At 67.3% G+C, this 26903-nt stretch carries 29 protein-coding genes; 12 read left to right on the plus strand and 17 right to left on the minus strand.

Annotated features, from left to right (window positions below):
- Window positions 1-8: 8 nt before the first annotated feature.
- Entirely contained in the window at window positions 9-1421 is a 1413-nt protein-coding gene (locus IEV67_RS07375) for an aminopeptidase P family protein (RefSeq protein ID WP_188435943.1), read from the plus strand.
- Window positions 1418-2035 carry a YdcF family protein gene (locus tag IEV67_RS07380; protein ID WP_229702880.1) on the plus strand — a complete coding sequence of 206 codons (618 nt, stop codon included), beginning with the start codon at window positions 1418-1420 and terminating at the stop codon, window positions 2033-2035. Before IEV67_RS07375 ends, IEV67_RS07380 begins: the two co-directional genes overlap by 4 nt.
- A gap of 44 nt (window positions 2036-2079) precedes the next feature.
- Here IEV67_RS07380 and IEV67_RS07385 read toward each other — a convergent pair whose 3' ends face one another.
- Genes IEV67_RS07385 through IEV67_RS07400 form a run of 4 tightly spaced genes read right to left on the minus strand, consistent with a single transcriptional unit; the run spans window position 2080 to window position 4863 of the window.
- Window positions 2080-2745: an SDR family oxidoreductase gene (locus IEV67_RS07385; RefSeq protein ID WP_188435944.1), complete on the minus strand. Its 666-nt coding sequence runs from the start codon at window positions 2743-2745 to the stop codon at window positions 2080-2082.
- A gap of 19 nt (window positions 2746-2764) precedes the next feature.
- A complete protein-coding gene (locus tag IEV67_RS07390) occupies window positions 2765-3412 on the minus strand; it encodes an alpha/beta hydrolase family protein (RefSeq protein ID WP_229702882.1) in 648 nt (215 codons plus the stop codon).
- Window positions 3409-4041: a DUF4870 domain-containing protein gene (locus IEV67_RS07395; protein ID WP_188435945.1), complete on the minus strand. Its 633-nt coding sequence runs from the start codon at window positions 4039-4041 to the stop codon at window positions 3409-3411. Before IEV67_RS07395 ends, IEV67_RS07390 begins: the two co-directional genes overlap by 4 nt.
- A gap of 33 nt (window positions 4042-4074) precedes the next feature.
- Window positions 4075-4863 (minus strand): YflT domain-containing protein, encoded by a 789-nt coding sequence (locus IEV67_RS07400; RefSeq protein WP_188435946.1) that lies wholly within the window; start codon window positions 4861-4863, stop codon window positions 4075-4077.
- 67 nt (window positions 4864-4930) lie between these two features.
- Here IEV67_RS07400 and IEV67_RS07405 point away from each other — a divergent pair, with 67 nt between their 5' ends.
- Genes IEV67_RS07405 through IEV67_RS07420 form a run of 4 tightly spaced genes read left to right on the plus strand, consistent with a single transcriptional unit; the run spans window position 4931 to window position 8427 of the window.
- The gene (locus tag IEV67_RS07405) at window positions 4931-6199 is read left to right on the plus strand and encodes a magnesium transporter MgtE N-terminal domain-containing protein (RefSeq protein ID WP_188435947.1); all 1269 of its coding nucleotides are present in this window, start codon (window positions 4931-4933) and stop codon (window positions 6197-6199) included.
- Window positions 6199-6756, plus strand: coding sequence for a DUF1003 domain-containing protein (locus tag IEV67_RS07410; RefSeq protein ID WP_188435948.1), 558 nt, complete (start codon window positions 6199-6201; stop codon window positions 6754-6756). The genes IEV67_RS07405 and IEV67_RS07410 overlap by 1 nt, the downstream gene beginning before the upstream one ends.
- Window positions 6753-7892 (plus strand): Mrp/NBP35 family ATP-binding protein, encoded by a 1140-nt coding sequence (locus IEV67_RS07415; RefSeq protein WP_188435949.1) that lies wholly within the window; start codon window positions 6753-6755, stop codon window positions 7890-7892. The genes IEV67_RS07410 and IEV67_RS07415 overlap by 4 nt, the downstream gene beginning before the upstream one ends.
- Window positions 7893-7923: 31 nt before the next feature.
- On the plus strand, window positions 7924-8427 hold the full coding sequence (locus IEV67_RS07420) for a YcxB family protein (protein WP_188435950.1): 504 nt from the start codon (window positions 7924-7926) through the stop codon (window positions 8425-8427).
- A gap of 1 nt (window position 8428) precedes the next feature.
- Here the strand turns inward: IEV67_RS07420 and IEV67_RS07425 are convergent, their stop codons facing one another.
- Window positions 8429-8842, minus strand: a complete 414-nt coding sequence (locus tag IEV67_RS07425) for a twin-arginine translocase TatA/TatE family subunit (RefSeq protein ID WP_188435951.1) — start codon at window positions 8840-8842, stop codon at window positions 8429-8431.
- Between the two features lie 91 nt (window positions 8843-8933).
- Here IEV67_RS07425 and IEV67_RS07430 point away from each other — a divergent pair, with 91 nt between their 5' ends.
- Window positions 8934-9569 carry an O-methyltransferase gene (locus tag IEV67_RS07430; protein ID WP_188435952.1) on the plus strand — a complete coding sequence of 212 codons (636 nt, stop codon included), beginning with the start codon at window positions 8934-8936 and terminating at the stop codon, window positions 9567-9569.
- A 64-nt stretch (window positions 9570-9633) separates the two neighbouring features.
- Here IEV67_RS07430 and IEV67_RS07435 read toward each other — a convergent pair whose 3' ends face one another.
- From IEV67_RS07435 to dapE, 3 genes are all read right to left on the minus strand, one after another.
- Entirely contained in the window at window positions 9634-9801 is a 168-nt protein-coding gene (locus tag IEV67_RS07435) for a DUF3117 domain-containing protein (RefSeq protein ID WP_084595462.1), read from the minus strand.
- A 93-nt stretch (window positions 9802-9894) separates the two neighbouring features.
- On the minus strand, window positions 9895-11112 hold the full coding sequence (locus tag IEV67_RS07440) for a putative hexosyltransferase (RefSeq protein ID WP_188435953.1): 1218 nt from the start codon (window positions 11110-11112) through the stop codon (window positions 9895-9897).
- Entirely contained in the window at window positions 11094-12167 is a 1074-nt protein-coding gene (gene dapE / locus IEV67_RS07445) for a succinyl-diaminopimelate desuccinylase (RefSeq protein WP_188435954.1), read from the minus strand. Before dapE ends, IEV67_RS07440 begins: the two co-directional genes overlap by 19 nt.
- 148 nt (window positions 12168-12315) lie before the next feature.
- Between dapE and dapD the strand changes: the two genes are divergently transcribed.
- Window positions 12316-13269: a 2,3,4,5-tetrahydropyridine-2,6-dicarboxylate N-succinyltransferase gene (dapD, locus tag IEV67_RS07450; RefSeq protein ID WP_188435955.1), complete on the plus strand. Its 954-nt coding sequence runs from the start codon at window positions 12316-12318 to the stop codon at window positions 13267-13269.
- Between the two features lie 258 nt (window positions 13270-13527).
- Window positions 13528-14964, plus strand: a complete 1437-nt coding sequence (locus IEV67_RS07455) for a DEAD/DEAH box helicase (RefSeq protein ID WP_188435956.1) — start codon at window positions 13528-13530, stop codon at window positions 14962-14964.
- Window positions 14965-15050: 86 nt separating this feature from the next.
- On the opposite strand, the gene IEV67_RS07460 is transcribed toward IEV67_RS07455, so the two are convergent.
- From IEV67_RS07460 to IEV67_RS07485, 6 genes are all read right to left on the minus strand, one after another.
- Window positions 15051-16346, minus strand: a complete 1296-nt coding sequence (locus IEV67_RS07460) for a citrate synthase (protein WP_188435957.1) — start codon at window positions 16344-16346, stop codon at window positions 15051-15053.
- A 181-nt stretch (window positions 16347-16527) separates the two neighbouring features.
- A complete protein-coding gene (gene dapC / locus IEV67_RS07465; RefSeq protein ID WP_188435958.1) occupies window positions 16528-17640 on the minus strand; it encodes a succinyldiaminopimelate transaminase in 1113 nt (370 codons plus the stop codon).
- Between the two features lie 6 nt (window positions 17641-17646).
- Window positions 17647-17967 carry a ferredoxin gene (gene fdxA / locus IEV67_RS07470; protein WP_188435959.1) on the minus strand — a complete coding sequence of 107 codons (321 nt, stop codon included), beginning with the start codon at window positions 17965-17967 and terminating at the stop codon, window positions 17647-17649.
- A 9-nt stretch (window positions 17968-17976) separates the two neighbouring features.
- Window positions 17977-18360, minus strand: coding sequence for a histidinol dehydrogenase (locus tag IEV67_RS07475; RefSeq protein ID WP_188435960.1), 384 nt, complete (start codon window positions 18358-18360; stop codon window positions 17977-17979).
- Window positions 18361-18437: 77 nt separating this feature from the next.
- Window positions 18438-18752, minus strand: a complete 315-nt coding sequence (locus tag IEV67_RS07480) for an AzlD domain-containing protein (protein WP_188435961.1) — start codon at window positions 18750-18752, stop codon at window positions 18438-18440.
- Window positions 18749-19462 carry an AzlC family ABC transporter permease gene (locus tag IEV67_RS07485; protein WP_188435962.1) on the minus strand — a complete coding sequence of 238 codons (714 nt, stop codon included), beginning with the start codon at window positions 19460-19462 and terminating at the stop codon, window positions 18749-18751. Before IEV67_RS07485 ends, IEV67_RS07480 begins: the two co-directional genes overlap by 4 nt.
- A 96-nt stretch (window positions 19463-19558) precedes the next feature.
- Here IEV67_RS07485 and IEV67_RS07490 point away from each other — a divergent pair, with 96 nt between their 5' ends.
- Entirely contained in the window at window positions 19559-20107 is a 549-nt protein-coding gene (locus IEV67_RS07490) for a helix-turn-helix domain-containing protein (RefSeq protein WP_188435963.1), read from the plus strand.
- An 18-nt stretch (window positions 20108-20125) separates the two neighbouring features.
- Here the strand turns inward: IEV67_RS07490 and IEV67_RS07495 are convergent, their stop codons facing one another.
- The 3 genes from IEV67_RS07495 to typA form a co-directional block, all read right to left on the minus strand.
- Window positions 20126-21757, minus strand: a complete 1632-nt coding sequence (locus IEV67_RS07495; RefSeq protein WP_229702884.1) for an MFS transporter — start codon at window positions 21755-21757, stop codon at window positions 20126-20128.
- A 2-nt stretch (window positions 21758-21759) separates the two neighbouring features.
- Complete coding sequence (gene glsA / locus IEV67_RS07500) at window positions 21760-22773, minus strand: glutaminase A (RefSeq protein ID WP_188435965.1); 1014 nt, start codon at window positions 22771-22773, stop codon at window positions 21760-21762.
- A gap of 152 nt (window positions 22774-22925) precedes the next feature.
- Window positions 22926-24839 (minus strand): translational GTPase TypA, encoded by a 1914-nt coding sequence (gene typA, locus IEV67_RS07505; protein WP_188435966.1) that lies wholly within the window; start codon window positions 24837-24839, stop codon window positions 22926-22928.
- A 111-nt stretch (window positions 24840-24950) separates the two neighbouring features.
- Here typA and IEV67_RS07510 point away from each other — a divergent pair, with 111 nt between their 5' ends.
- Entirely contained in the window at window positions 24951-25715 is a 765-nt protein-coding gene (locus IEV67_RS07510; protein WP_188435967.1) for a CPBP family intramembrane glutamic endopeptidase, read from the plus strand.
- Window positions 25716-25891: 176 nt separating this feature from the next.
- Entirely contained in the window at window positions 25892-26839 is a 948-nt protein-coding gene (locus IEV67_RS07515; RefSeq protein ID WP_188435968.1) for a hypothetical protein, read from the plus strand.
- Window positions 26840-26903 lie beyond the last annotated feature (64 nt).

Raw genomic sequence — 26903 nt, forward strand, 5'->3', positions numbered from 1 at the left:
CTGGATGCATGAACACCGGAGAGAGCGACACGATCGCCGAGGCCCCCGTCACGAACCGCAAGCAGCCCTTCCCCCGCGGATTCCTGGACACGATCTCGACCGGCTGGGCAGAGCGCCCCGAGTCGATTCCTGCTGCGCGCCCGCAGGCCGCGTATGCCGCCGCCCGGCGCGCAAAGGTGTCCGCGGCGTTCCCCGGCAAGCGCCTCGTCATCGCGGCAGGCTCGCTCATGCAGCGCAGCAACGACACGGACTACGTGTTCCGCGCGCACTCCGCATTCGCGCACCTCACCGGGTGGGCCGCCGACACCGAGCCGGACTCCGTGCTCGTCTTCGAGCCGCGTTCTTCGGGGGCAGAGGATGCCGGTCACGATGTCACCCTGTACTTCCGCGAGCGCGCGGACCGCACCACGACCGAGTTCTACGCTGACGCCACGGTCGGCGAGTTCTGGATCGGTCCTCGCCCGTCGCTCGCCGGCGTCGCCGCGGATCTGGATGTCGCGACCGATCACCTCGCCGCCTTCGAGGCCGGCGCGGACGATGTCGCGCTCGGTGATGCCGAACTCGATCGGGTCGTATCCGAACTGCGTCTCGTGAAGGACGAGTACGAGGTCGCCGAGATGCGCCATGCCGTCGACGCCACCGCGCGGGGGTTCGACGACATCATCCAGGCGCTACCGGATGCCGCGAAGCACGCTCGCGGCGAGCGCGTCGTGGAGGGCGTCTTCCACCGTCGAGCGCGCGAGGACGGCAACGGCGAGGGGTACGACACGATCTCAGCATCCGGTCCGCACGCCTGTTATCTGCACTGGACGCGCAACGACGGCGCGGTGGTGCCAGGCGATCTGATCCTCGTGGATGCCGGAGTCGAGGCCGACAGCCTCTACACCGCCGACATCACGCGCACGCTGCCCGTGAATGGAACGTTCAACGACGTGCAGCGCAAGGTCTACGAGACGGTGCTGGAGGCTGCGGATGCCGCGTTCGCCGTGGCACGCGTCGGCGTGAAGTTCCGTGAGGTTCACGAGGCGGCGATGAAGGTCATCGCGACGCGCGTGGCCGAGTGGGGCGTGCTGCCGGTCAGCGCCGAGGAGGCGCTCGATGCGGATGCCGGTGGCCAGCACCGCCGCTACATGGTGCACGGCACTTCACATCATCTGGGCATCGACGTGCACGACTGCGCACAGGCGCGCCGCGAGATGTACTACGAGGGCGTGCTCGAAGCGGGCATGGTCTTCACGATCGAGCCCGGTCTGTACTTCCAGATCGACGACCTCACCGTTCCGGAGGAGCTGCGCGGCATCGGCGTGCGGATCGAAGACGACATCCTCATGACCGAGGACGGTCCTGTGAACCTGTCGGCCGACATCCCGCGCGCCGCGGATGACGTCGAGGCGTGGATCGCGCGGGTGCAGCAGGCTTGAGCGGACAGCGCGGCCACTTTCGCCGGCTGTTCTGGGCGGGATTCGCAACATACACGGCGTTCGCGGTGTGGGCCGATTTCGTGCACTGGCGTTCCAGCCGACGGATGCTGGGCACCGCACCGGGTGCGGCTGAGCTGACGAGCCGGACCGGCACGGAGGCCGTGGTCGTGCTCGGCTACGGCAACCGCGGCGAGCGCGCGAACTTCGTGAACCGCTACCGCGTCCGCGCCGGCATCCGCTCGATCGATCGCACGGCCGACAGCGTGCTCGTGCTGTGCGGCGGAACGGTCGAAGGCGACACGTCGGAGGCGGTGATCATGCAGCGCTACGCGCGCGAAGAGCTCGAGTACACCGGACGCATCGTGCTGGAGACGGAGAGCCGCTCGACATGGGAGAACATCGAGAACGCGATCCCGCTCATCGAGCACGCCGACATCATCAAGATCGTCTCGAACTCCCCGCACGCCGAGGTGGCTCGAGAGTATCTGTGGCAGCAGCGTCCGGATCTCGCCGAGCGGCTGGTCCGTGCGGACGAGCACCGTTTCGGCGAGATCGTGCCGATGAAGATCGGTGCGGCCCTGCGGCTCGTCCTTTTCCGCTGGCAGCACCGCTGACGGGCCGCCGACGCGCCGGACGTGCGATGTGGGCGACCGCGCCGTCAGTAGCGCGCCGAGAAGCCACCGTCGGCGTGCAGCAGCTGCCCGGATACCCAACGGCCCTCATCCGACAGAAGGAACGACACGAACGCGGCGATGTCGCCCGGAGTGCCCAGGCGGCCGAGTGGGTGCGCCGGGATCAGCTCCTGCGCGAAGCCCTCGTCCATCCATCCGGTGTCGATCGGACCGGGGTTGAGAACGTTCGCCGAGATACCGAGTGATCCGAGCTCTCGTGCTGCGGAGATCACGACGCGGTCCAGCGCCCCTTTGGAGGCACCGTATGGAAGATTGCCGGTGGTGTGGTCGCTCGTGAGTGCGACGACAGCGCCACCGCTTGCAGGAATCTGCCGTGCGAACGCCGCGACCAACAAGAGGCTTGCGCGCGCGTTGACGGCCACATGTGCGTCGAAGCTCTCTGCGGTCGTGTCCAGGATGCCGGAGTCAACATCATGCGCGTGACTCAGCACGAGAGCGCTGATCTGGCCGCGATCGCGGGTGACGGCGGCGATGAGTTCATCCGGCCCGGTGCGGGTGGAGAGATCGCACGGGAAATCGGCGTCGGAAAGGTCACTCGTCGCGACCTCCCACCCGTCGGAGGTCAGTCGAGGGACGATGCCTGCGGCGATGCTGTCGGCGCGCGCCGCACCAGTGACGAGTGCAAGGGCCATGACGCCATGCTACGAGACCTCAGTCCGCGGTGAACTCCGTCACGAGCGACGCCAGAGACGCGCCCACGACCTCGGGTGCGCGCTTGTTGCCCTTGACCTCGAACGAGTGACCGCCGCCCTCGATCCACACGATGCGGGCAACCTGGCAGGTCGCGACGGCCTGCTCGAACTGCGACAGCGGCTGGATGAACGGGTCATTCGACCCTTCGACGAAGAGCTGGGGCACCGTGATCGCCGGCAGATGCTCGGTGCGCGGCTTCTCCGGCTTGCCAGGCGGATGCAGCGGATAACCGAGGTAGATCAGTCCGTCGACGCTCATCCCCTCGGCGACCGCCATCGACGCCATCCGGCCGCCGTATGACTTCCCAGCGGCCCACAAGCCGTTGCCAGGGGCGAGCGAACGCGCATGCGCCACCGCGGCCCGCCACGTCGCGATCGCGTGCGATGCGGGCCCCGGCATCCGTCTGCCCTGCTCCCGGTACGGGAAGTTGAACCGCAGGGTCGAGTAGCCGGCCGCGTTCAGCGCGCCCGTGAAGCCGGCCAGGAACGGATGCTCCATACCGGCCCCCGCGCCATGCGCCACGACGACTGTTCCGCGCCCCGCTGCCGGAGCCCACAGCGCCGAGACGGTCGTCGTGCCGTTCGGCAGCTCGACCTCGAAGTTCACGACCGGATGTACGGGATGGCGAAGGGCACCTGAAGCACCTTGCCGCCCGATGCCTTCACCGTGCCGATGATGACCAGTACGACGTGCAGGATCGAGACGGCGAAATAGAGCGTGATCGGGATGCCGAGAGGGAAGAATCCCGTCATCCCCCGATCACCTGAGAATGCGACGAGCACGATGATGTGCACGATGATCAGCACGATCGAGACCGTCAGATACGTCAGTGCCCAGTTCGCCGCGGATCGCGCGTTCTGCCGTGCGATCTCGCCCTTGCGCGCGACGGAGCGGTAGACGGATGCCATCACCACCGCCGACACGATTCCGCTCAGGAACGGGATGCCGATGAAGATCAGGAAGCCGAGCGCCCAGGAGAGCGTGCCTGTCGACGGCTTCGCCTGCGGCATCGGATACCCGTATGCGCCCGGAGCACCGTACTGCGGCGCACCGTATTGCGGAGCGGCGGGATACTGCGGAGCGGCGGGATACTGCGGGCCGCCCTGCGGCGGTTGCGCTACCGGATACTGCGGAGCCGGGGCTCCATACGGCGGCTGCGCCGGAGAACCATAAGGAGGCTGTGCAGGAGTTGCTCCCTGCGGCGGATGCGGGTTCGAGTCGTCAGGCGTGCTCATGTGTTCTTCTCCCTTGTGCACCCGGGTCGCCGGTCAGGCTGTGCCGCGGGAACCCTCGTCGTCTGTCTTCGGCTCGGGGGCCGACTCGGTATCGTCTGATGCCTCTTGCGGTTCGGCAGACGCAACCGGCGTCGTCGGCTCTACCCGCTCACCGTAACGCGGAGCAGAATCGGCCTGCGATGGGGTGGAGTGCCCATCCGGCGCCGGGTCAGCCGGACGCGGCGGAACGACGTGCCCGCCGATGCGCTCCCCCTCGGCACCGTCGTGCACTGCGGTCTTCTTCTGAGACTCCGACTCGACACGCTCCCCGTACCTTGGCGGCTCATCGAGATTCACCGGGGGCCTGACCACGGTCGTACGCTGATCGCCGACGACCTCGCGCGCCTTCGCCAGTGACGTCGGCAGCACCGTCACCTCGTAGTGGTCTGCCGCGAGCTGCGTGACGCTCGCGAAATCGCGGCGACGGCGCACGATCGCATAGGTGATGAGGCTCATGATCATTCCGAGCGCGACGCCGATGAACACGAAGCCGACGAAGAGCTGGATGGGTGCATCGGGGTTGCCGATCACGAGGATCGCCGAGAGCAGGAGTCCGATGAGCACGCCGTTCACTGCGCCGGAGCGGGCGGCTGCGGCGTATCCGAGCCGACCGGTGATGCGCTCGATCGTGCGCACACCCTGCCCCACGATCGCGATGTCGCGTGCGGGCACTTCGCCGGCGATCAGCTTCGACACCGTCTTCTGCGCTGCCTCGTAGTCGCGGACGGACGCGACGGTCTCCCCCACGGCTGTACCGGCGGCTGGGCGGTTCAACATGCTCATATGCCCATTGTTCCACGCGGTGCCCTCACAAGCCCGCGATCCGCGGGTCGGAGACTACGCTGGGAGCGTGAGCACACAACGGGTTTTCGTGGCGCGCCTGGCCGGGTGCGCAGTCTTCGACCCCGTCGGCGACCGGCTCGGCAAGGTCCGGGATGTCGTCATCGTGTACCGAAGTACGGCGTCCCCGCGAGTGATCGGCCTCGTCGTCGAGATCCCCGGCCGCAGACACGTGTTCATGTCGATCGGACGGGTCACATCGATCCGGTCGGGACAGGTACTCACCACCGGTCTGATCAACGTGCGTCGTTTCCAGCCGCGACCGGGCGAGGTGCGCGTACTCGCCGAGATGCTCGGTCGCCGCGTCGAACTCGCCGACGGTACCGGCAGCGCAGTCATCGAGGACGTCGCGATCGAGCCGAACCGCCTCGGTGAGTGGAGTGTCAGCCAGCTGTTCCTGCGCAAGCCGAAGACCAGCGCCTCGCCGTTCGCCAAGGGGCCGACGACCTTCGCGGCATGGAACGAGGTTGCCGAGAAGCGCGCGCCCGGTGAGTCGCAGTCCGCCGAGCAGCTCGTCGCCTCCTATTCCGAACTGCACGCCGCCGACCTCGCGACGACTCTGCTCGACCTGCCGCAGCAGCGCATGATCGAGGTCGCCGGTGAGTTGTCCGACGACCGCCTCGCCGATGCACTCGAGGAGATGCCGGAAGACGAGCAGGTGCACATCCTCGACGGCCTCGGCGACGAACGAGCCGCCGACATCCTCGACCAGATGGAGCCGGACGACGCAGCCGACCTGCTCGCGCAGCTGCCGAAGACACGCCTCGAGCAACTGCTCGGCCTCATGGAGCCCGAAGAGGCGGAGGACGTCCGCACTCTGCTGCGCTACGGACCCGACACCGCAGGTGGTCTCATGACGACCGAGCCCATCATCCTGTCCGCGGATGCCACGGTCGCTGAGGCACTGGCCCTGATCCGTCGACATGAACTGCACCCGGCGCTGGCCGCAGCGGTGTTCGTCACCCTCCCGCCGTTCGAGACTCCGACGGGTCGACTGCTCGGCGTCGTGCACTTCCAGCGGATGCTGCGCTACCCGCCGCACGAGCGTCTCGGTGCGATCGTGGACGAGACGATGGAGCCGATCTCGGTGACCGCATCCGCCATCGACACGGCCCGTCTGCTGGCCAGTTACGACCTCGTCTCACTCCCCGTCGTGGATGCCGCCAACCGACTGGTCGGCGTCGTCAGCATCGACGACGTGCTCGATTATCTGCTGCCGGACGACTGGCGCACCCAGGACGCCGATGTCGATGCGGTGCCAGAGGGAGGTGCGCGATGATGGCCAAGGCAGACCGCTCCGCGCTGGATGCCCCGCTCGGACGCGGAAGCACCCGACAGCGCCCCACATCCAGAGACCGCTTCGGCCGGTTCACGGAATGGGTCGCGCGCGCCATGGGCACGCCCGCGTTCCTCCTGATGCTCACGCTCTTCTGCGTGGCCTGGATCGGGTGGAACACGCTGATGCCTGACGCGTTGCGTTTCGACGCCGCAGCATTGGGCTTCACCGCTCTGACGCTGATGCTCTCGCTGCAGGCGTCGTACGCCGCGCCCCTGATCCTGCTCGCGCAGAACCGGCAGGATGACCGCGACCGGGTGCAGATCGAGCAGGACCGACAGCGCGCCGAGCGCAATCTCGCCGACACCGAGTACCTCGCCCGCGAGATCGTCGCGCTGCGGATGGCGCTCGAGGAGCGCAACAATCAGGCCGTGACGCGTGACGTGCTGCGGCAGGAGCTCAAGTCACTGCTGGCCGATCTCGACGATGAACGCGACGACGATTCCACTGAGCGCGGGAACGGCGCCGCCCCGACCACGCGGAACAGCCCGCGCACATGACTCTCGCAGACCGCGTGCGTGAAGCCGTCGGCGCGGTGACGGATCCTGAGCTGCGCCGCCCGATCGGCGATCTCGACATGCTGCGCGAGATCACGGTCGATGGCGAGCATGCCGACGTCGGCATCGCGTTGACTATCGTCGGGTGCCCCGCCGCAGACCGCATCGAGAGCGATGTGCGCCGTGCCGCGGCATCCGTCGCCGGCATCGCCGAGGTGACCGTCGATGTCGGGGTGATGACGCCCACCGAGCGCAAGGCGCTCACCGAGAAGCTCCGCGCCGGAAGACCGGCGCGGCAGATGCCCTTCGGACCCGACTCGCTGACCCGCGTCATCCTGGTCTCCAGCGGCAAGGGCGGCGTCGGCAAATCGACGGTCACCGCGAACCTCGCAGTCGCACTGGCGGCGCAGGGTCTCGCGGTGGGCCTGGTCGACGCCGACGTGCACGGGTTCTCGATCCCCGGGCTGCTCGGCATCCCGGCCGGCACCCAGCCGACCCGCATCGACGATCTGATGCTGCCGCCGGTCGCGCACGGCGTGAAGACGATCTCGATCGGGATGTTCCTCACGGGCGGCGAAGCGGTCGTCGCCTGGCGCGGTCCGATGCTGCATCGCGCGGTGCAGCAGTTCCTCACCGACGTGTACTTCGGCGACCTCGACGTGCTGCTCATCGACATGCCGCCTGGGACCGGCGACATCGCGATCTCGATCGGCCAGATCCTCCCGCACGCCGAGGTCCTCGTCGTCACGACGCCGCAGGCCGCAGCATCCGATGTCGCGATCCGCAGCGGACTCGTGGCCAGGCAGACCGGTCAGCGCGTGATCGGCGTGGTCGAGAACATGGCGGCGTTCACTCTTCCCGACGGCACCGTCGTCGACCTGTTCGGCTCGGGCGGCGGCGCCGAGGTCGCCGCCGCGCTCTCTGTCCCCACGGCCGGCGCCGACCAGGCCGCCGAGGTTCCGCTGCTCGCGTCGATCCCGCTCAGCCCTGCCCTGCGCACGGGCGGCGACAGCGGTGTTCCGGTCGTTCTCGGGGACCCGGAGGATGCTGCGGCGCAGGCGATCCAGTCCCTGGCCGACACGCTCGCGCACCAGGGCCGTGGGCTCGCCGGCAGGTCGCTGCCGATGTCACTGTCATGAAGAGATGTCGCTGTCGTGAAAGACTCGTGACGTGACCAGCGCCGCCTCTCCCCGCTCCATGCCTGTCGATCGGGAGCTGCTCCGGGGCATGTCCGCTGACGCGACCATCTACTCGCTGACCCGCCCGCTCGCGCTCATCGCATACACCGCGCTGATCGCCGCGTTCGTCCTCAATGCCATCGTGCTCTCGATCGTCGGTGGAGTCGACGAGGAGCAGACGACCACGCTGACCTGGACCCTCGTGGCGATCGCGGCCTTCGCAGTCGCATCGATCCTGTTCACACGCGCTCAGGTGCGCCGGGCCATCACGACGGCTATGCCGTCCGGCTCGACCGTGGGGGTGAGTCTCGGTGATGAGACGATCACGCTGTTCGCGAAGAACGGCGTCTCCGACATGGCCTATTCCACATTCCGCGCTGTGCGCGTGGGCCGGCATGCGGTGATCCTGCTGCTGCGCGGCGCCTCGATCGTCACCGCTGTGCCACGCGCACTGCTGAGCGATGCGGACATCGCGCAGCTCAAGTCGAAGATCTGAGTCAGGTCGCCTCGAGGTCGAACGGCGGCGGTGTCTCACTCGTGAACGCCGGGCGCACCATCGGCGAGCGCGGCGTGTCGAGCACAGGCGTCGCGGCACTCGCCGCCACCGCAGCCGTGCCCGTCGCCGCAGAAGCGGTGGCTGCCGACGTCGAGGGCGCATCGTCCATCAGCGCGTCGCGGATGATCCTGCGGGGGTCGTACTGACGCGGATCGAGTTTGCGCCAATCGACGTCATCGATCTCCGGGCCGATCTCGTCGCGCATCCTGCTCTTGGTGTCGCGAAGGTACTCTCCCGCCTTGCGGACGAAGCCTGCGAAAGTCTCTGCGGCCTTCGGCAAGCGCTCGGGACCGATGATGACCGCAGCGATCACACCGATGAGCAGAAGCTTCTCGAAGGTGAGACCGAAATCCATGTACACAGGCTACTACTCGCCGCGCCTGCCTCAGTCTGACAACGCTTGCGAATACTCTGAGCAGAGCAGCAAATCCATTGGGAGCAGGGTCATGAGCGAGAACGACGCGAACGCACGCTACATCCGCGAGGCCATCATCGAGCCCGCCGCGATCTCGCGCGCTCGATCGCACGCGCTCGAACTGGGCGCGGCGCCGGTGAGCCCGGCCATCGGCGCTCAGCTGGCGGTGCTCGCCGCTGCCTCCAACGCCCGGTCGATCGTCGAGATCGGCACCGGCGCAGGTGTCTCCGGCCTCTGGCTGCTGCGCGGCGCACCGCAAGCCGTGCTCACGTCGATCGACAACGAGCCGGAACATCTCGCCGCCGCACGTCGCAGCTTCAGCGAGGCGAAGATCGCGCCGACCAAGGCACGGTTCATCACCGGCCGCGCCTCCGATGTGCTGCCGCGCATGAACGAGGCCTCGTACGACATCGTCCTCGTCGACGCCGACCCGGAGAACGTCATCGAGTACGTGGAACACGGATTGCGCCTTGCGCGCACCGGCGGCATCGTGCTCGTTCCCCGCGTGCTCGCGGGCGGCAAGGCAGCCGATCCCGTTCAGCGTGACGCCGTCACCAGCGCGTACCGCTCGCTTGTGCAGGAGACCCAGGAGTCCCCCGCGGTGCTGGCGGCGATCTCGACCGTCGGCGAGGGACTGCTGCAGCTCGTCAGCATCCACAGGGACTGACGAGACGAACAACAAAGGGGCGACGGATCGATGATCCGCCGCCCCTTTGAAGTGAAATCGGAAGTCAGCTCACGACGCCTGCCAGCACGTCGTGCAGCTCCTTCGCTTCGGCATCGTTCACGGAGACGACCAGACGGCCGCCACCTTCGAGGGGAACGCGCACGATGATGAGTCGCCCCTCCTTCACGGCCTCCATGGGTCCGTCTCCGGTCCTCGGCTTCATCGCTGCCATCGTGGCTCCTTTTCCCTCGGTGGTATTCATCAAGTTTATCGGTATGCTTCCGCCTCGGTGCGCACGGCGGAAGAATACGTCATGAACGCGAGGTCACGGCACCTGCCAGTAAGTGTTCCCGAGCGCATACATGTGATAGATCCACACCCACTGGCCGAGAAGACACAACGCCAGAACGCCCAGACGATACAACCGTGACCGGGGCACCGCGACGGCTCCCCACAGCGGTGTGAGCGGCATCAGCAGCCGGAAGGTGCTCGACTGCGGGAAGAAGACCGCGATCAGGTAGAGCAGATAACTCGCACTCCACAGCCGCAGGTCGACGCCGACCCTGCGCACCTGCGGCGCGAACAGCAGCGCAGCAGCGCTCCCGCCGACGAACAGCAGCAGTGCGACCAGCCCCCACCACGCTGGCATTCCCCACTGGGCGAACCAGAACTGCGCGGACTGCCACCATCCGTCGAACGGGATGAAGCCCTCGGCGTCGATCCCCCAGTTGCGACGCCAGCTGAGCTCGGTCGCGAGGTATGCGCCGGGGTCTCCCGTGACGATGCCGGCGATCACCTGCCATGCGAACCCGGTCGCCGTCGCCAACGCACCGAGCGCGATGATGTGCACGACTTCGCGTGGCGGCAGCGGATCGGTGCGGCGGCGCACCCACCTCAGGATGCCGTAGAGCCCGAGATACAGAGCGAAGGCGAGCACGCCCGGCCGCGTGAACGCCATGACCACGACGACGAGGTACAGCCAGCCGAACCTGCGCCGCGCGACGAGATCGAGCGCGATCAACAGCAGCAGCACAAACAGCACTTCGGCGTAGCCCACCTGGAACAGCGCCGCCAGCGGCCCCCAAGCGAAGAACGTCGCAGCCCACAACGCCGCCGAGTTGCCGATGCGCCGGTGCAGCAGTCGGTAGAGCATCACGCACGCGAAGAAGCCGGCCACGAGCGAGATCAGGAGCGCACCCGCGCCCCAGGATCCGAACGGGATGCCGACCACCTGCGCCGCGTATGCGTAGAGCGGCATGAACGCCCAGGCATTCTCAGCGACCTGGCCGGACTCCGTCAGCGGCAGGACGGACGGATACCCTTCCCACGCCACGAGCCAGTACCACTGCGCGTCCCAGCCGAGAACGAAGCTCCCGACGGTGGCGTCAGGACCGAAGCGTGAACCAGGACCGGACAGTTCGGCGGCGATGGCCAGGAATCCCGTGGTCACCAGACGTCCGAGAACGTAGATGATCGCGATGCGCAGGGTGACCGGGATGTTCGCCCACCGTCGCGCGGCCGTGATCACGGCGCGGTGAGCCACGCCCGCAGTCCGTGCTCCACCGCGTCGATCTGAGCGAGCGGCACGCGCTCCTCATCGTGGTGCGCGAGGTGCGGATCGCCCGGCCCGTAGTTGACGGCAGGGATGCCCAGGGCGGAGAAGCGCGCGACATCCGTCCAGCCGTACTTGGGCCGAGGCTCGGCGCCGACGGCGGCGACGAACTGCTGTGCGATCGGGGCATCAAGACCGGGCCTGGCGCCCTCGGCCGAGTCGGTGATCTCCACCTCGAAGCCCTCGAGCACGCCGCGCACGTGCGCCGCGGCGTCTGCCGCGCTCTTGCTCGGTGCAAACCGGTAGTTGATCTCGACCTCGCAGAGATCGGGGATCACGTTGCCCGCGACGCCGCCGACGATGCGCACGGCGCTGAGGCTCTCGCGGTAGGCGAGGCCTTCCACCGTGACCTCCTTGGCCCGGTATTCGGAGAGCCGGGAGAGGATGGGCGCGACGCGGTGGATCGCGTTCTCGCCGATCCATGCGCGTGCGCTGTGCGCGCGGACCCCGTGGGTGCGCACGATCGCGCGGAGCGTGCCGTTGCATCCGCCCTCGACCTGGCCGTTGGACGGCTCGCCGAGGATCGCGAAGTCGGCAGCGAAGAGGTCGGGACGATCGGCGGCGAGCAGATTCAGGCCGTTGAGGGATGCCGCGACCTCTTCGTTGTCGTACCACATCCAGGTGATGTCGACCACGGGCGCAGTGAGCTCTGCGGCGAGCTTGAGCTGAACGGCGACGCCGCCCTTCATGTCGACGGTGCCGCGACCCCAGAGGTACGGCTCATCACCGACCATGATGTCGCGCGTCGGCATGTTGTCGTTGATCGGCACCGTGTCGATGTGTCCGGCGATCACGACGCGCTGTGCGCGCCCCAGGTTCGTTCGGGCGACGATCGTGTTGCCGTGCCGGATCACCTCGAGATGCGCCAGCGGTGCCATCGATGCCTCGATGACGTCGGCGAGCGTCGCCTCATCGCCGGAGACGCTCGGAACGTCGCAGATCGCACGGGTGAGATCGACGGATGAGGCGGTCAGATCGAGCAGCATGTCCTCCAGCGTAGTCTTCGCGAGAGCGGGTCGTTGAGCGACGCTTCGACTCGCTTCGCTCGCTCAGCGCGGGTCTCCGCGAGCCGAAACGGGCTGAGCGAGCGCCAGCGAGTCGAAGCCGCCGTGCTTCACCGGTACCGTTGAACCCATGAGCAACGCGCGCACCGTCTGGGGTATCGGCCTGACCACGATCGCCGGCGACGGCACTGTCCTGGACGCCTGGTTCCCCGAGGTCTCCACCGGCGATCTCCACACTGCGGATGCCGCGGCCGCCGCCGCGACCTTGGGGGCGCTGGCCGACGTCGATGACCGGCGCAACGTGCGCACCGAACTCGTGCAACTGCAGATCGATCTCGACGTGGCTCCGGCTTCCACTGCGGACGCGTACCTCCGACTGCACGCCCTGTCGCACCTCGTCGTGCGCCCGAACGAGCTCAACATGGACGGCATCTTCGCGCATCTGCCGAACGTCGCCTGGACCACGGCCGGACCGATGCTCCCGGCTGATGCGGCGCGATTGCGTCCGCTGCTGCAGCGCCACGGCATCCAGGTGCAGGGTCTGGACAAGTTCCCGCGCCTCACCGACTACGTCTTGCCCGCCGGTGTTCGCATCGCCGACGCATCCCGCGTACGTCTCGGCGCGCACCTCTCCCCCGGGACCACCGTCATGCACGAGGGCTTCGTGAATTTCAACGCCGGCACGCTCGGCGCCTCGATGGTCGAAGGCCGTATCTCCCAGGGCGTCGTGGTCGGCGAAGGCAGCGACATCGGCGGCGGCGCTTCCATCATGGGCACGCTTTCCGGCGGAGGCACGGTGCGCGTCTCGATCGGTGAGCGCACCCTGCTCGGCGCGAATGCCGGCCTCGGCATCGCTCTCGGAGATGACTGCATCCTCGAAGCCGGGGTGTACCTCACCGCCGGCTCCAAGGTCGTGCTGATCGATGGCCCGAACACGGCCGACGGCGGCAAGCGCATCGTGAAGGCTGCTGAGCTGTCCGGCAAGAACGGCCTGCTGTTCTGGCGTAACTCGGTCTCAGGGGCCATCGAGGCGAAGCAGCGGACGGGTGTCGGGGTCACGCTGAACGAGGCGCTGCACGCCTGACACGTCGATCGCATCAGGCACCGGCGCGCCAGGACAGCGTGCATGCAGCTTCGGGCATGCACGCCTGCTAAGGTTGAAGAGTTGTCCAGATCGACTTGAGGCAACTGCGTCGTCGTCACGGGGTCTTCCCAGACCGTAGCGAGCTCAACAGCTCCTCCACCAGTTGGCGTTTCGAACGGCGAACCTCTGCGCACTTCCTGTGCGCGGTCGCCCATCACACGAATCAAGCGCGCTGACGCGTGCTCACGGAGTACTTCTATGCCTACCTTCCTCGAACTCGGCGTGCCCGCGCCCCTCGCTTCGGTCCTCGCCGCTGACGGCAAGACCGAGGCGTTCGCCATCCAGCGCGACACGCTTCCCGACTCGCTCGCCGGACACGACCTGCTCGGTCGCGGCCGCACCGGCAGCGGCAAGACCATCGCCTTCGCCATCCCGCTGGTGGCGAGCCTGATCTCATCCGGTCGCAAGAGTCGCCCCGGCCACCCTCGCGGCCTGGTGCTCGCACCGACCCGCGAGCTGGCCACCCAGATCGCCGCCGTCGTCGCTCCGCTCGCAGAGGCCGTCGGCCTGCGCGTGACCACCGTGTTCGGCGGCGTCAGCCAGCGTCCGCAGGAGCAGGCGCTGCGCAGCGGCGTCGACATCGTCGTGGCCTGCCCCGGCCGCCTCGAAGACCTCATGAAGCAGAAGGTCGTCTCGCTCGACTCGGTCGAGGTGACGGTGCTCGACGAGGCCGACCACATGGCCGACCTCGGCTTCCTGCCCGGCGTCACCCGCATCCTCACGGCGACTCCCGCCGGCGGCCAGCGTCTGCTCTTCAGCGCGACGCTCGACCGCGGTATCGACTCGCTCGCCAAGCGCTTCCTCTCCAACGCGGTCAGCCACGAGGTCGACGAGTCCAGCGTCCCCGTCGGCGAGATGACGCACCGCGTACTCGTGACGACCTCCACCGAGCACAAGACCGGCCTCGTCCGCGATCTCGCCTCCGGCACCGGTCGTCGCATCCTCTTCACGCGCACCAAGCACCAGGCGAAGAAGCTCGCCAAGCAGCTCACCGCCGCCGGCATCCCCGCCGTCGACCTGCACGGCAACCTGTCGCAGAACGCGCGTGAGCGCAACCTCAGCGCATTCTCGGCCGACCCCGCAGACGGTGGCGTGCGCGTGCTCGTCGCCACCGACGTCGCAGCGCGCGGTGTGCACGTCGACAACGTCGACCTGGTCGTTCACGTCGACCCGCCCATGGAGCACAAGGCGTACCTGCACCGCTCGGGTCGCACCGCACGCGCGGGTGCCGCGGGCACCGTCGTCACCGTCGTGCTGCCAGAGCAGCGCCGCGACGTGAAGGACCTGCTGCGCAAGGCGCAGATCAACGCCGCACTCGAGGACGTCAACGCGGGCATCGTGACCGAGCTGGTCGGAGAGCGCGCGGCACATGTGCGTCCCGCTCCTCCGCAGCCGGTGCAGCAGCAGCCGAAGAAGGCCAGGCAACCCCAGCAGAGCGGCGGCCCTGCCTCCGGTTCGCCGGCCCGCCGTCGTCGTCGCCCGCAGGGCCAGGGCGGCCAGGGCCAGTCCGCGGCTCAGGGCGACAGCCAGCGCTCCGGGCAGCAGGGGCAGCGCTCCCGCGGTCTGCAGGTCGGCCAGCGCGTCGACACGCGAGGCTCGCGCCGCGCACAGGGCGGCGGATTCCAGGGACGCTGAGTCCCGCGCCGTACCTGCCTCACCGCATACGAAGAAGGCCCCGAACTCCTCAAGAGAGGATTCGGGGCCTTCCGCGTTCATCCGCCTCAGCGGATCGGGAACTGACGCTCCGGAGATCCGGTGTACAACTGCTGCGGGCGACCGATCTTGGTCTGCGAGTCGAGATTCAGCTCACGCCACTGGGCCAGCCAGCCCGGGAGACGGCCGATCGCGAACAGCACGGTGAACATCCGCGTCGGGAAGCCCATGGCCTTGTAGATCACGCCGGTGTAGAAGTCGACGTTCGGGTACAGACGACGTTCCTTGAAGTAGTCGTCCGCGAGGGCGAGCTCTTCCAGCTCCTTGGCGACGTCGAGCAGCGGGTCTGTGACGCCGAGCTCGCGGAGCACCTCGTCGGCTGCTTCCTTGACGAGCTTGGCGCGCGGGTCGTAGTTCTTGTAGACGCGGTGCCCGAAGCCCATCAGCTTCACGCCGTCTTCCTTGTTCTTCACGCTCTCCACGAAGCGCGAGACGCTCTGGCCCGAGTCGCGGATCTCTCCGAGCATCGTGAGGACGGCTTCGTTCGCACCGCCGTGCAGGGGCCCTGAGAGCGCCTGGATGCCGGCGGAGATCGACGCGAACTGGTTAGCCCCGGTCGAGCCGACGAGACGCACGGTCGAGGTGGAGGCGTTCTGCTCGTGATCCTCGTGCAGGATCAGCAGCAGCTCGAGCGCCTTCGACATGACGGGATTGACCTCATAGGGCTCCGAGTGCACGCCGAAGTTGAGCTTGAGGAAGTTGTCGACGAAGCTCAGCGAGTTGTCCGGGTAGAGGAACGCCTGTCCGACACTCTTCTTGTGTGCGTACGCCGCGATGACCGGCAGCTTGGCGAGCATGCGCACCATGTTGAGTTCGACGTGCTCGGGGTTGTTCGGGTCGGTCTGGCCCTCGTAGTACGTGGAGAGCGCGGCGACGGCCGAGGAGAGCACCGACATCGGGTGAGCCGTGTGCGGCAGTGCCGAGAAGAAGTGCTTCAGATCCTCATGCAGGAGAGTGTGACGACGGATGCGGTCATCGAAGTTCGCCAGCTCGTCGGCCGACGGCAGCTCTCCGTAGATGAGCAGCCAGGCGACTTCGAGATAGCTGCAGTTCTTCGCGATCTGCTCGATCGGGTAACCGCGGTAGCGCAGGATGCCCTTGTCGCCGTCGATGAACGTGATCTCGGACTTGGTGGATGCCGTGTTCACGAAGCCGTAGTCGAGGCCGGTGTATCCGGTCTGCTTCGTCAGCGTCGAGAAGTCGATGCTGTCGTTGCCCGCCGTGCCACGAAGTACTGGGAATTCCGCTGTGGTTCCACCGATCGTGAGAGTCGCCTTCGCCTGCTGATCTCCCGCTGCACTCACGCGGTCCTCCTTGTACGTTGACTCGACCTGTCGATCTGATTCGCCGTTGGTCGAACTGTCGAAGGCGATGCATGGCGCTGAGCGCCTGGTCGGATCTCGACCGAATCGCCTTTACAGCCTAGTCGCCGTATCGGCCTACTGTGACATCCGCCAAGAGATGGCGACGGGGCACCGTGGGAACCTACAGAGAAGCTCCGCGTAACCGTCGTGCCCCTGCTGCGACCCGCTCGAGCGGCGCCGTCAGCGACAGCCGCACGTGCTGGCCGGAATCGGCGCCGTAGAACGGCCCCGGTCCCGCCAGGATGCCGAGGTCGGCGAGGCGCCCCATCGACTCCCATGCGTCCTTGCCCTCGGTCGCCCACAGGTACAGTCCCGCCTCAGAGCCGTCGATCCGGAACCCGGCCGCCTGCAGCGCAGGGCGGAGCAGATCGCGCCGTGCTCGATAGAGTTCCTTCTGCGCGGCGACGTGCGCGTCATCTCCGAGCGCCGCGGTCATGGCCTGCTGCACCGGCGCCGGCGGCATGAGTCCGAGGTGCTTGCGCGCGGTGAGCAGGTCGCCGACGATGCGCGCGCATCCGGCCACGAAGGCGGCACGGTAGCCGGCGAGGTTCGATTGCTTGCTGAGCGAGTAGACGCTGAGCAGGTTCATGCGCGAACCGTCCGTCACGCGGGGATCGAGCACCGACGGCACCGGTTCTTCGGCCCACTGGCCGTCCCACCCGAGTTCGGCGTAGCATTCATCGCTCGCGAGCACGGCGCCCAGCTCACGGGCGCGGCGCACAGCGACGGAGAGCTCTTCGACCGTCCAGGTGCGCCCGTCCGGGTTGCCAGGGGTGTTGATCCAGATGAGCCGTGCACCCTCGGGCCACTGAGCAGGATCGTCTTCTGCGACCGGCGTCGCACCCGCGACGCGCGCTCCCACCTCATAGGTCGGGTATGCCACCCGTGGAAACACGACGATGTCGCCCTCGCCGAGTCCGAGCAGGGTGGGAAGCAGTGCGACCAGCTCCTTCGAGCCGATCGTGGGCATCACGTTGGCGACTGTCAGATCGGGCACTCCGCGGCGCCGCGCGTACCAGTCGACGATCGCCTCGCGCAGTGCGGGAGTGCCGACGGTCTGCGGGTACGCATGCGCGTCGGTCGCGTCGGCGAGCGCCCGGCGGATGATCTCGGGCGTCGGGTCGACGGGAGAGCCGATCGAGAGGTCGACGAGACCTTCCGGATGCTGAGCGGCGCGCTCACGGTAGGGGACGACCGCGTCCCAGGGGTATTCGGCCAGGTCGTGGACACCCACCGCCCGTTACTCTCCCTGCGGGGGAAGAGCGGCGATGATCGGGTGGTCGTACTTGATGACGCCGACCTTGGCCGCGCCTCCAGGAGACCCGACCTCATCGAAGAACTCGACGTTCGCCTTGTAGTAGTCCGCCCATTCCTCGGGCAGGTCGTCCTCGTAGTAGATCGCCTCGACAGGGCAGACCGGCTCGCACGCGCCGCAGTCCACGCATTCGTCGGGGTGGATGTACAGCGAGCGCTCGCCCTCGTAGATGCAGTCAACGGGGCATTCGTCGATGCAGGCACGATCCTTGACATCGACGCAGGGAAGAGCGATCACATACGTCACGCCTTCAGTCTACGACCCGTCAGCTGTGGTCTGCCTCGGCAGGCGCTTCAGGTTCGGCCACGCGATCACGAGCAGCGCAATCCCGGCGACGAGATAGATCCAGATCTGCCCTATCGGCGTGTTCGGCACGATGACGGAGCCCCCCGGACCCGGCCCGGAGATGATCATCACCATCCCCAGCATCCCGAGCGCAGTGGCGACGGTCGCTCCGCGATCGTGTGTCAGGGCCCGCACCGCGATGAGCAGTGCCGCGCATGCGATGGCCGCCACGATCATGCCGACCGGGATCACGCCCCACATGAGGCTGTGGGCGATGGTTCCCGCGGTCCCGTACACGACGCCCACGAGCGCGGCGGCGAGCCAGGACAGTCCTCGGGAGATCCAGTTCGGCACTCCCCCACTTTACGCGTACCCGCGTCCGCTGCTGCGCGGTGGGCGCGCGGTCGCCGCCGCGTCACCCGCCGGTGCGGTCAGGCGGCCCAGCCGACCAGACGCAGCAGTGCCGCGACGGCCGCCGCAGCGATCACCACCACCAGGAATGATTGACGCAGGTACAGCAGCCCCGCGGCGACGAGCACGGCGGGGATCCGGGCGTCGACAACGACCGCCTGACCACTCCCCAGCGTCTGCACGGCGACGAGTGCGGCGAGCAGCGCGACCGTCAGCAGGTCGGAGATTCGGGCAGGGCGAGGCGCCTCGAGCAAGTGCGAGGGGATCAGATAGCCGAACGCCTTCAGCGCGACGCAGATGCAGGCCGCGAGCAGCACCGCGCTCCAGACGCTCACGTACTCACCTCCGTCGCCGGACCGGATGATCGGACGTCGTCACGCCCCAGCCAGTTGAACCAGCCGACCACGATCGCGACGACAGCCGCCACCAGCACCGGCAGCCCTGGCATCATGACGGGCGTGAGGGATGCTGCGATCACCGCTGCGGCGACGCCGACGGCGATCGCCTGCCGCTGCTTCAGCCGCGGCCAGAGCAGCGCGAGGAAGGCGGCCGCGGCTGCGGCATCCAGTCCCCAGGACTTGGGGTCGCCCAGCACGTCGCCGAGGAGCGCACCGAGGAGCGTCGTGATGTTCCATCCGATGAAGACTCCGAGTCCGGTGACCCAGAAACCCAGCCGAGAGAGCGACGGCGTGGCCTGTGAGATCGCGACTGCCGTGGATTCATCGATCGTCACCTGCGCGGCGGCGGTGCGGCGCCAAAAGCCGCGTCCGATGGTGGACGACATGCGCATTCCGTAGGCGAGGTTGCGCACGCCGAGCAAGGCGGCGGAAGCGATCGCCGACGGCAGGGCCGCCATGCCGCCCGCACCGAACACGCCGATGAACGCGAACTGCGATCCGCCCGTGAACATGAGAAGGCTCAGCACGCAGGTCTGCCAGATATCCAGTCCGGATGCCACTGCGAGAGCGCCGAACGAGATGCCGTAGGCGCTCGTGGCGACGGCGACGCCGAGCCCCTCGCGCCAGACTTCGCGCCGCTGTGACATGGATGCATCCCGTTCGCTTCAGTGAACACCTGACGACCATTGTGAACGCCGCGGGCGCGCTAGTCAAAGCGAACAATCGTTTGACATACTGAACGGATGGAAGATCTGGGATCGCGCATCGGACGAGCGCTTCGCCGCGAGCGCGAATCCGCCGGCATCAGCATCTCCGAGCTGGCGCGGCGCGCAGGCATCTCGAAGGCGACGGTCTCGCAACTGGAGAACGGCACAGGCAACCCCAGCGTCGAAACCCTGTGGGCCCTCGGCGATGCGCTCAGCATCCCGTTCGCCGTGCTGGTCGACCAGCAGGCGCACGCGCCGACGCTGATCCGCGCCGACGAACTCGATGGCGTCCCGTCAGCGGCTGCGCCGTACAGCGCGACGCTTCTCTCCGCGAGCCCACCGGGTGCCAGGCGCGACCTCTACGTGATCCGGTCGGAGCCGGGCGAACCGCGACGCTCGATGCCGCACCACAACGGCACGACCGAGCACGTCATCCTGATGACCGGCGCCGCCCATATCGGCCCTGCCGACTCGCCGGTCAAGCTCTCCCCCGGTGACTACCTGTCGTATGCGGGCGATGCCCCGCACGTGTTCGAGGCTCTCGAGCCCGGCACGAGCGCCGTGCTCATCTCTGAACTTCGCTGAGCAGTCGGCACGACGCCTCTACTCAGACGCAGCCACGGGAGCAGGATCAGGGATCTCGTCCGGACGGTAGCGCGGCAGGCGCGATGCCGGCAGGATCGCGAGTGCGCTGATGCCCGCGAGGATCAGCAACCCCAGCCGCAACGTGCCCAGTCGGGCCTCCTCATTCAATGTCACTGCCGCCTCGACCTGTTCCGGCGTGGCATCCGTGTCCTCGAGCACAGAGCGCAACTCGTCGTTGCTGACGAAGTTGATGTTGTCCATGTTCACCTGCGCGACCAGCGTCGGCGGAAGCTCGGGGTGCTCCATCACCGCACGACCGACACCCAGACCGAGCAACGACACCAGCAGGGCTCCCGCCACCGCGGTGCCGACTGCCCCGGCGAGATTCTGCGTCGTCCCGCGAAGCGACCCGACGTCACCGGCGAGCGTGGCCGGCGCGGCCGTGACGAGCACATTGAAGACGAGGGTGACCAGCGCACCCTGCCCGACACCGAAGACGAAGAGGCCGAGGATCGTCGGTAGGGTCTCCCAGTTGTTGTTCACGACGATGGACAGCCAGATCAGCGCCACGGTCGTGAGGATGAATCCGAAGACGCCGATCGTCCGCGGCGGGTAGCGCTTGTAGAAGCGCACCACGAGGGTCGCGGTGATGAAGACGGTCAGGTTGAACGGCATCATCGCCAGCGATGTGTCGAACGGCGTGCGGCCCTGCACGATCTGGATGTACAGCGGGATCGAGAAGTTCACGCAGGCTTCGAGCGCGACCACGATGAACATCGCGTACACCGCTGCGCGCTCGCGCGGTGAGTCGACGACGCTCAGGTCGATCAGCGGCACCTTCCCGCTCGCCATCCGCCGCCTGGTCCAGACGAAGAAGAACTGGCCGCACACGACGCCGAGCAGGATCAGGACTGGAGCGGGCGAAAGCCCGAACACGCTGAACGGCGCGTCTTCCGTCGCCGCCAGTGCACCCCAGCCGTTGAGGTTGTTGAAGCCGAGCGTCAGCATGACTATTCCGGCGCCGATCAGCAGCGCCGCGACCAGGTCGATCCTGATCGCGGCATTGCCTCGGTCGGAACGCAGGGTGAAGCTCAGCAGGAAGACGGCGATCGCGAATGCGAGCACCACGTAGAAGATCGGTCGCCAGCCGACGAGCGTACCGAGGGTGCCGCCGATCAGAAAGGCGCTGACCCCCGAGATCGCGCGGGCGGATCCCAGGGCGCCGATCGCCGTCGCCTGTTGGGCGCCGCGATAGTTCTCGGCGATGAGCGCCACGAGCGACGGCACGATGATCGCGGCCGCTGCGCCCGCCGTCGCCTGGCCTGCGATGGCCCACCCCACAGTCGGAGAGAAGATCATCATCAGGGCCGAGCCGGCGAAAAGCACCACGACGACGCGGAAGATGACGACCCAGCCGATGCGCTGTCCGAGCTTGGCGCCGGTCATCACAAGGGCGGCGACCGAGAGCCCGTACACGACGATCGTGGAACTCGCGACGGTTGGCGGCACGCCGAAATCCTCCACCATGCCGCCGAGCGAGATCGGGAGCGCCGCGACGTTGAACGACATGAGCACCTGGGCGAGGAACAGGCAGACCATCGGCAGCCAGGACGTCTTCTTCGCGGTGCTCGGCGATTCAGTGGTACTCACGTTCATCCTTCCGTTGCGACGCCGCTGCGCGGCGCAGATGCGAACAGGTTCAGTCCGAGGGCCCTCGAAAGGTAGCCGATCGCCAGCTGCGAACGAACTGAGTTGCCGGCGCTGTCGAGCGGGGGCGAGAAGGCGCCGGCGGCGCCCTTCCCCGGTGAGACCGCCACGATCCCTCCGGAGACGCCCGACTTCGCCGGGATGCCGATCTCGAAGAGCCATTCGCCTGATCGCTCATACAGCCCGGACGCCGCCACGACCGCGAGCGTGTCGCGGCAGACGTCAGCTGAGACGACCTGCTCACCCGTGACCGGGTTGACGCCGCCGTCTGCGAGCGTCGCGCCCATCACCGCGAGATCGTGCGCCGTGACGTTCAGTGCGCACTGGCGGGTGTAGATGTCCACGATCGCATCCGAATCGCCCTCCAGACGTCCGTAACTGCTGAGGAGGCTGCCGAGCCCCTCGTTGCGCTGGTTCGTCTCGGCTTCGGAGTGATAGACCTCGTCATCGAGCGTCAGTTCACGTCCGGCGAAGGCAGACAGTCCCGTGCGGATGCGCTCCCACTTCTCCTCCGGGGTGGTGCCGGGCATGAGCGCGGTGGTGGCGATCGCTCCGGCATTCACCATGGGATTCATCGGATGCCCGGCGTTGAGTTCCAGTGCCACCACGGAGTTGAATGGCAGGCCGGTGTTGTTGACTCCGACGATGTCGCGGACGCGTTCGTGTCCGTGCTCCTGGATCGCGAGCGCATACACGAACATCTTCGAGATCGACTGGATCGAGAATGGGTGCAGCGCATCACCGGCGTCGTGCACACCGCCGGTGACATCGACGACCGCGAGCCCGAAGAGTGCGGGATCGGCAGCGCCGAGGATCGGGATGTAATCGGCGACCGTGCCCGATTGATCAGCCATGTGACGATGGTGAGCCTCGTGCACCAGCTCATCGACGCGGTCCCAGCCCGGGAGCGCACCGGTGGAAACCTGCTGCACAACACCGACAAGATCGGTCGGAATCACTGGCCCCCCTCGCACCGTCGGTTCTCCGTCACACCGTAGACCTTGACGGCGCCCGCTGTACAGGTTCGCTCCTTTGTTACCTCACGGCCGTACGACAAGAGGGCCTCGCCATCCGGTTTGCACCGGCGGCGAGGCCCTCTTGAACACTGCCGTTACGCGTTGGCGTCCTGACGCTTCAGGCGCGACGTCTCACGACCGCGCACGGTCGCGTCGAGGTTGACCTTGCGGATACGAACGACCTCAGGAGTCACCTCGACGCATTCGTCGTCACGGGCGAACTCGAGGCTCTCCTCAAGGGTCAGCTGGCGCGGAGGCGTCATCGACTCGAAGGTGTCGGAGCTCGCTGCACGCATGTTGGTGAGCTTCTTCTCCTTGGTGATGTTCACGTCCATGTCGTCGGCGCGCGAGTTCTCGCCGATGACCATGCCCTCGTAGACCTCCTGCGTGGGCTGGACGAAGAACGACATCCGCTCCTGCAGGGCGATCATCGCGAACGGGGTGACGACACCCTGGCGGTCGGCGACGATCGAGCCGTTCTGGCGCGTGGTGATGTGTCCGGCCCACGCGTCGTAGCCGTGCGAGATCGCGTTGGCGATACCCGTGCCGCGCGTCGTGGTGAGGAACTCGGTGCGGAACCCGATCAGTCCGCGCGAGGGGACGATGAACTCCATGCGCACCCAGCCGGTGCCGTGGTTGATCATGTTGTCCATGCGGCCCTTGCGGGCTGCCAGCAGCTGCGTGATCGCGCCGAGGTACTCCTCGGGAGCGTCGATCGTGAGGTGCTCGAACGGCTCGTGTGTTTTGCCGTCGACCTTCTTCGTGACCACCTGCGGCTTGCCGACGGTGAGCTCGAAGCCCTCTCGTCGCATGTTCTCCACCAGGATGGCGAGCGCCAACTCGCCACGGCCCTGGACCTCCCAGGCATCAGGGCGTCCGATGTCGACGACCTTGAGCGAGACGTTGCCGATCAGTTCGCGGTCGAGACGATCCTTCACCATGCGGGCGGTGAGCTTGTGCCCCTTGACCTTGCCCATCAGCGGCGAGGTGTTCGTTCCGATGGTCATCGAGATCGCGGGATCGTCGACGTGGATCTGCGGGAGCGGACGGACGTCATCGGGGTCGGCGATGGTCTCACCGATCGTGATGTCCTCGAAGCCCGCGATGGCGACGATGTCGCCGGGGGCTGCGCTCTCGGCCGGGTAGCGCTCGAGGGCGCGGGTCTTGAGCAGTTCGGTGATACGCGCGTTGCTGGTTGTGCCGTCAGCACGCACCCACGCGACCGTCTGGCCCTTCTTCAGAGTGCCGTTGAAGACACGAAGCAGCGCGAGGCGGCCGAGGAACGGGCTCGAGTCGAGGTTGGTGACCCAGGCCTGCAGCGGCGCCTCGTCATCGTACGACGGTGCAGGGATGTGCTCGAGGATCGCCTCGAACAGGGGCTCGAGGTCGTCGTTGTCCGGAAGCGAACCGTTCTCGGGACGGTTGCGCGAGGCTGCGCCGGCACGACCGGAGGCGTAGACGACCGGCACGTCGAGCAGTGCGTCGACATCGAGGTCGGGCACGTCATCGACCATGTCCGAGGCCAGGCCCAGCAGCAGGTCGTGCGCCTCTTCCTCGACCTCGGCGATGCGAGCGTCGGGACGGTCGGTCTTGTTCACCAGAAGGATGACCGGCAGCTTCGCCTCGAGCGCCTTGCGCAGTACGAAGCGGGTCTGCGGCAGCGGGCCCTCGGATGCGTCGACGAGCAGCACGACGCCGTCGACCATGGAAAGGCCGCGCTCGACCTCGCCACCGAAGTCAGCGTGACCCGGGGTGTCGATCACGTTGATCGTGATGTCCTGCCCGTTCGCGTGCACACCCTTGTAGGTGATCGCGGTGTTCTTGGCGAGGATCGTGATGCCCTTTTCGCGCTCGAGGTCGTTCGAGTCCATGGCGCGTTCATCCACGTGCGCGTGCTCGCCGAACGAGCCCGTCTGGCGCAGCATGGCGTCCACGAGCGTGGTCTTGCCGTGGTCGACGTGCGCGACGATAGCGACATTGCGGAGGTCAGAGCGAAGGGCGTGCGCCATGCAAGTTTCCTAAAAGGGAGGGGAAATGCCGGGATGCCGACGGTCCAGGATATCGCACGATCGCTGATCGCTCTCTGAGCGCGCATAAGAACGCTCCCGTAGCATCAGGCTGTGCACTCCTCCGATCCCACCGCCGCACCCTCGCGTGCACGAATCTGGTGGGAGATCGCCATCGTCCTGGCGCTCGGGCTCGGCGAATCGGCCGTGTACTCGATCGTGCAGCTCGCCTACCGGCTGACCGATTCGACGCCGCTCGCCGATCAGACCACCGCACTCAATCCCTCGCGCAGCGATCGCGAGATCTTCGATCTCATCTACCAGGTGCTCGGGGTGGCCTTCTCGATCGTGCCGGTGCTGCTGGTCTGCTTCCTGCTGTGGCAGGCCTCGCGCCCGCACCTCGGCAGGCTCGGGCTGGACGGAACCCGTGTCGGCCGCGACATCGGCCGCGGCATCCTGCTCGTTCTGGCCATCGGCATCCCCGGTATCGCGCTCTACGTCGGCGGGCGGATGCTTGGGCTCTTCGTCGCCGTGAACGCGGGCAGTCTCGACAACTACTGGTGGACGGTACCCGTCCTGCTCCTCTCCGCCGCCCGCGCGGCGCTCATGGAGGAGTTCGTGGTGCTCGGCTACCTGTTCACCAGGCTCAAGCAGCTCGGCTGGGGCATCTGGCCGATCATCATCGCCACTTCCGTGCTGCGCGCGAGCTATCACCTGTACCAGGGTCCGGGCGCATTCATCGGCAATCTCGCGATGGGGTTGCTGTTCGGATGGCTCTTCGCCCGCACCGGCCGCTTGATGCCGTTCCTGGTGGCGCATTTCCTCATCGACGCCGTCGCGTTCGTCGGCTACCCCCTGGTTGCTCCCTTCCTTCCGTAGCTCCGCCGTCCCTCGAATCAACAACACCACGCCGAGACGTACGCAGTTCGCCGCGCATTCGGCGTGGTGTTGTTGATTCGAGGAGCTGCAACTGTGCGTCCGCCACTTGTCCTGCACATTGCCGATGAAGCGGGAAGCCTGTGGAGCACGACCATGGATGTCGATCGTGGATCACCATGGGCCGTATGCGGATCCTGCCGAGCCCCCTGCCACTGATCCTCTCCCGTGACGAGAGCGCCGGCCACACCGACCGCCGCTGGCGCAGCGGAACTCTGAACAGGCTGTTCCGTGGTGTCTACGTCGAGACCAGCACGTGGAATCCGCTCCCACCATGGCAGAAGTACCTCGTCCGCATCCACGGTGCCCTCGCGGCCGAGCCAAACCGTGTGCTCTTCGGCGAATCTGCCGCGGCGGCGGTCGGGGTGCTCATCCCCCATGCCGTTCGCCCCGTCCACATCCTCAGCCCGGGTGCTTCCTCGCGCGAGTACCGCGGGATTCGCAGTCATGTCTCGGTCGATGCGCGCGAGATCGTCGTCGTCGACGGCGTCCGATTGACCGCTTCGGCACACACCGCCGTCGATATTGCACGTTCGCGTCCACCTGCGGAGGCGCTCGCATACGCCGACGCGTTACTCCGCATCGACCCGGATGCGACGAGAGAGCAGTTCGTCGCGTTGAACCAGGCCCTGGTCTCCGGACGTGGGCGGCGACAGGCACGATGGGCGCTGAATCGAGCGACCGGCCTACCGGAGAGTCCACTTGAGTCTGCGAGTGTCGCAGTGATCGAGTGGCTCGGATATGCATCACCCACGCTGCAGCATCCGTTCTTCATCGAGGGCAGGACGTACAAGTCCGATTTCTTCTGGGAACACGAACGCGTCGTCGGCGAAGCCGATGGCAATGGGAAGTACTCGACGGAGACGGGCAATCCGACCGAGGCGATCATCGGCGAGAAGCGGCGGGAGAACCTGCTCCGCCGCCACACGTCAGGCATGGCGCGGTGGGGATGGGAAGACGTGGCTGAAATCGAGCCGCTCGACGTGGCCCTCCGCGCGACAGGCTTGCGCCCGATACGCGCACGCGACACGATGAACCTCGCCACGATGCGACCGTTCGGGCGTTAGCCGCGCCAGTCCGCTCCAACGAATCGACAACACCACGCCCAACGTGCGGCGAACCGCGTACGTC

Source organism: Microbacterium murale (assembly GCF_014635185.1).
GTDB classification, from domain to species: domain Bacteria; phylum Actinomycetota; class Actinomycetes; order Actinomycetales; family Microbacteriaceae; genus Microbacterium; species Microbacterium murale.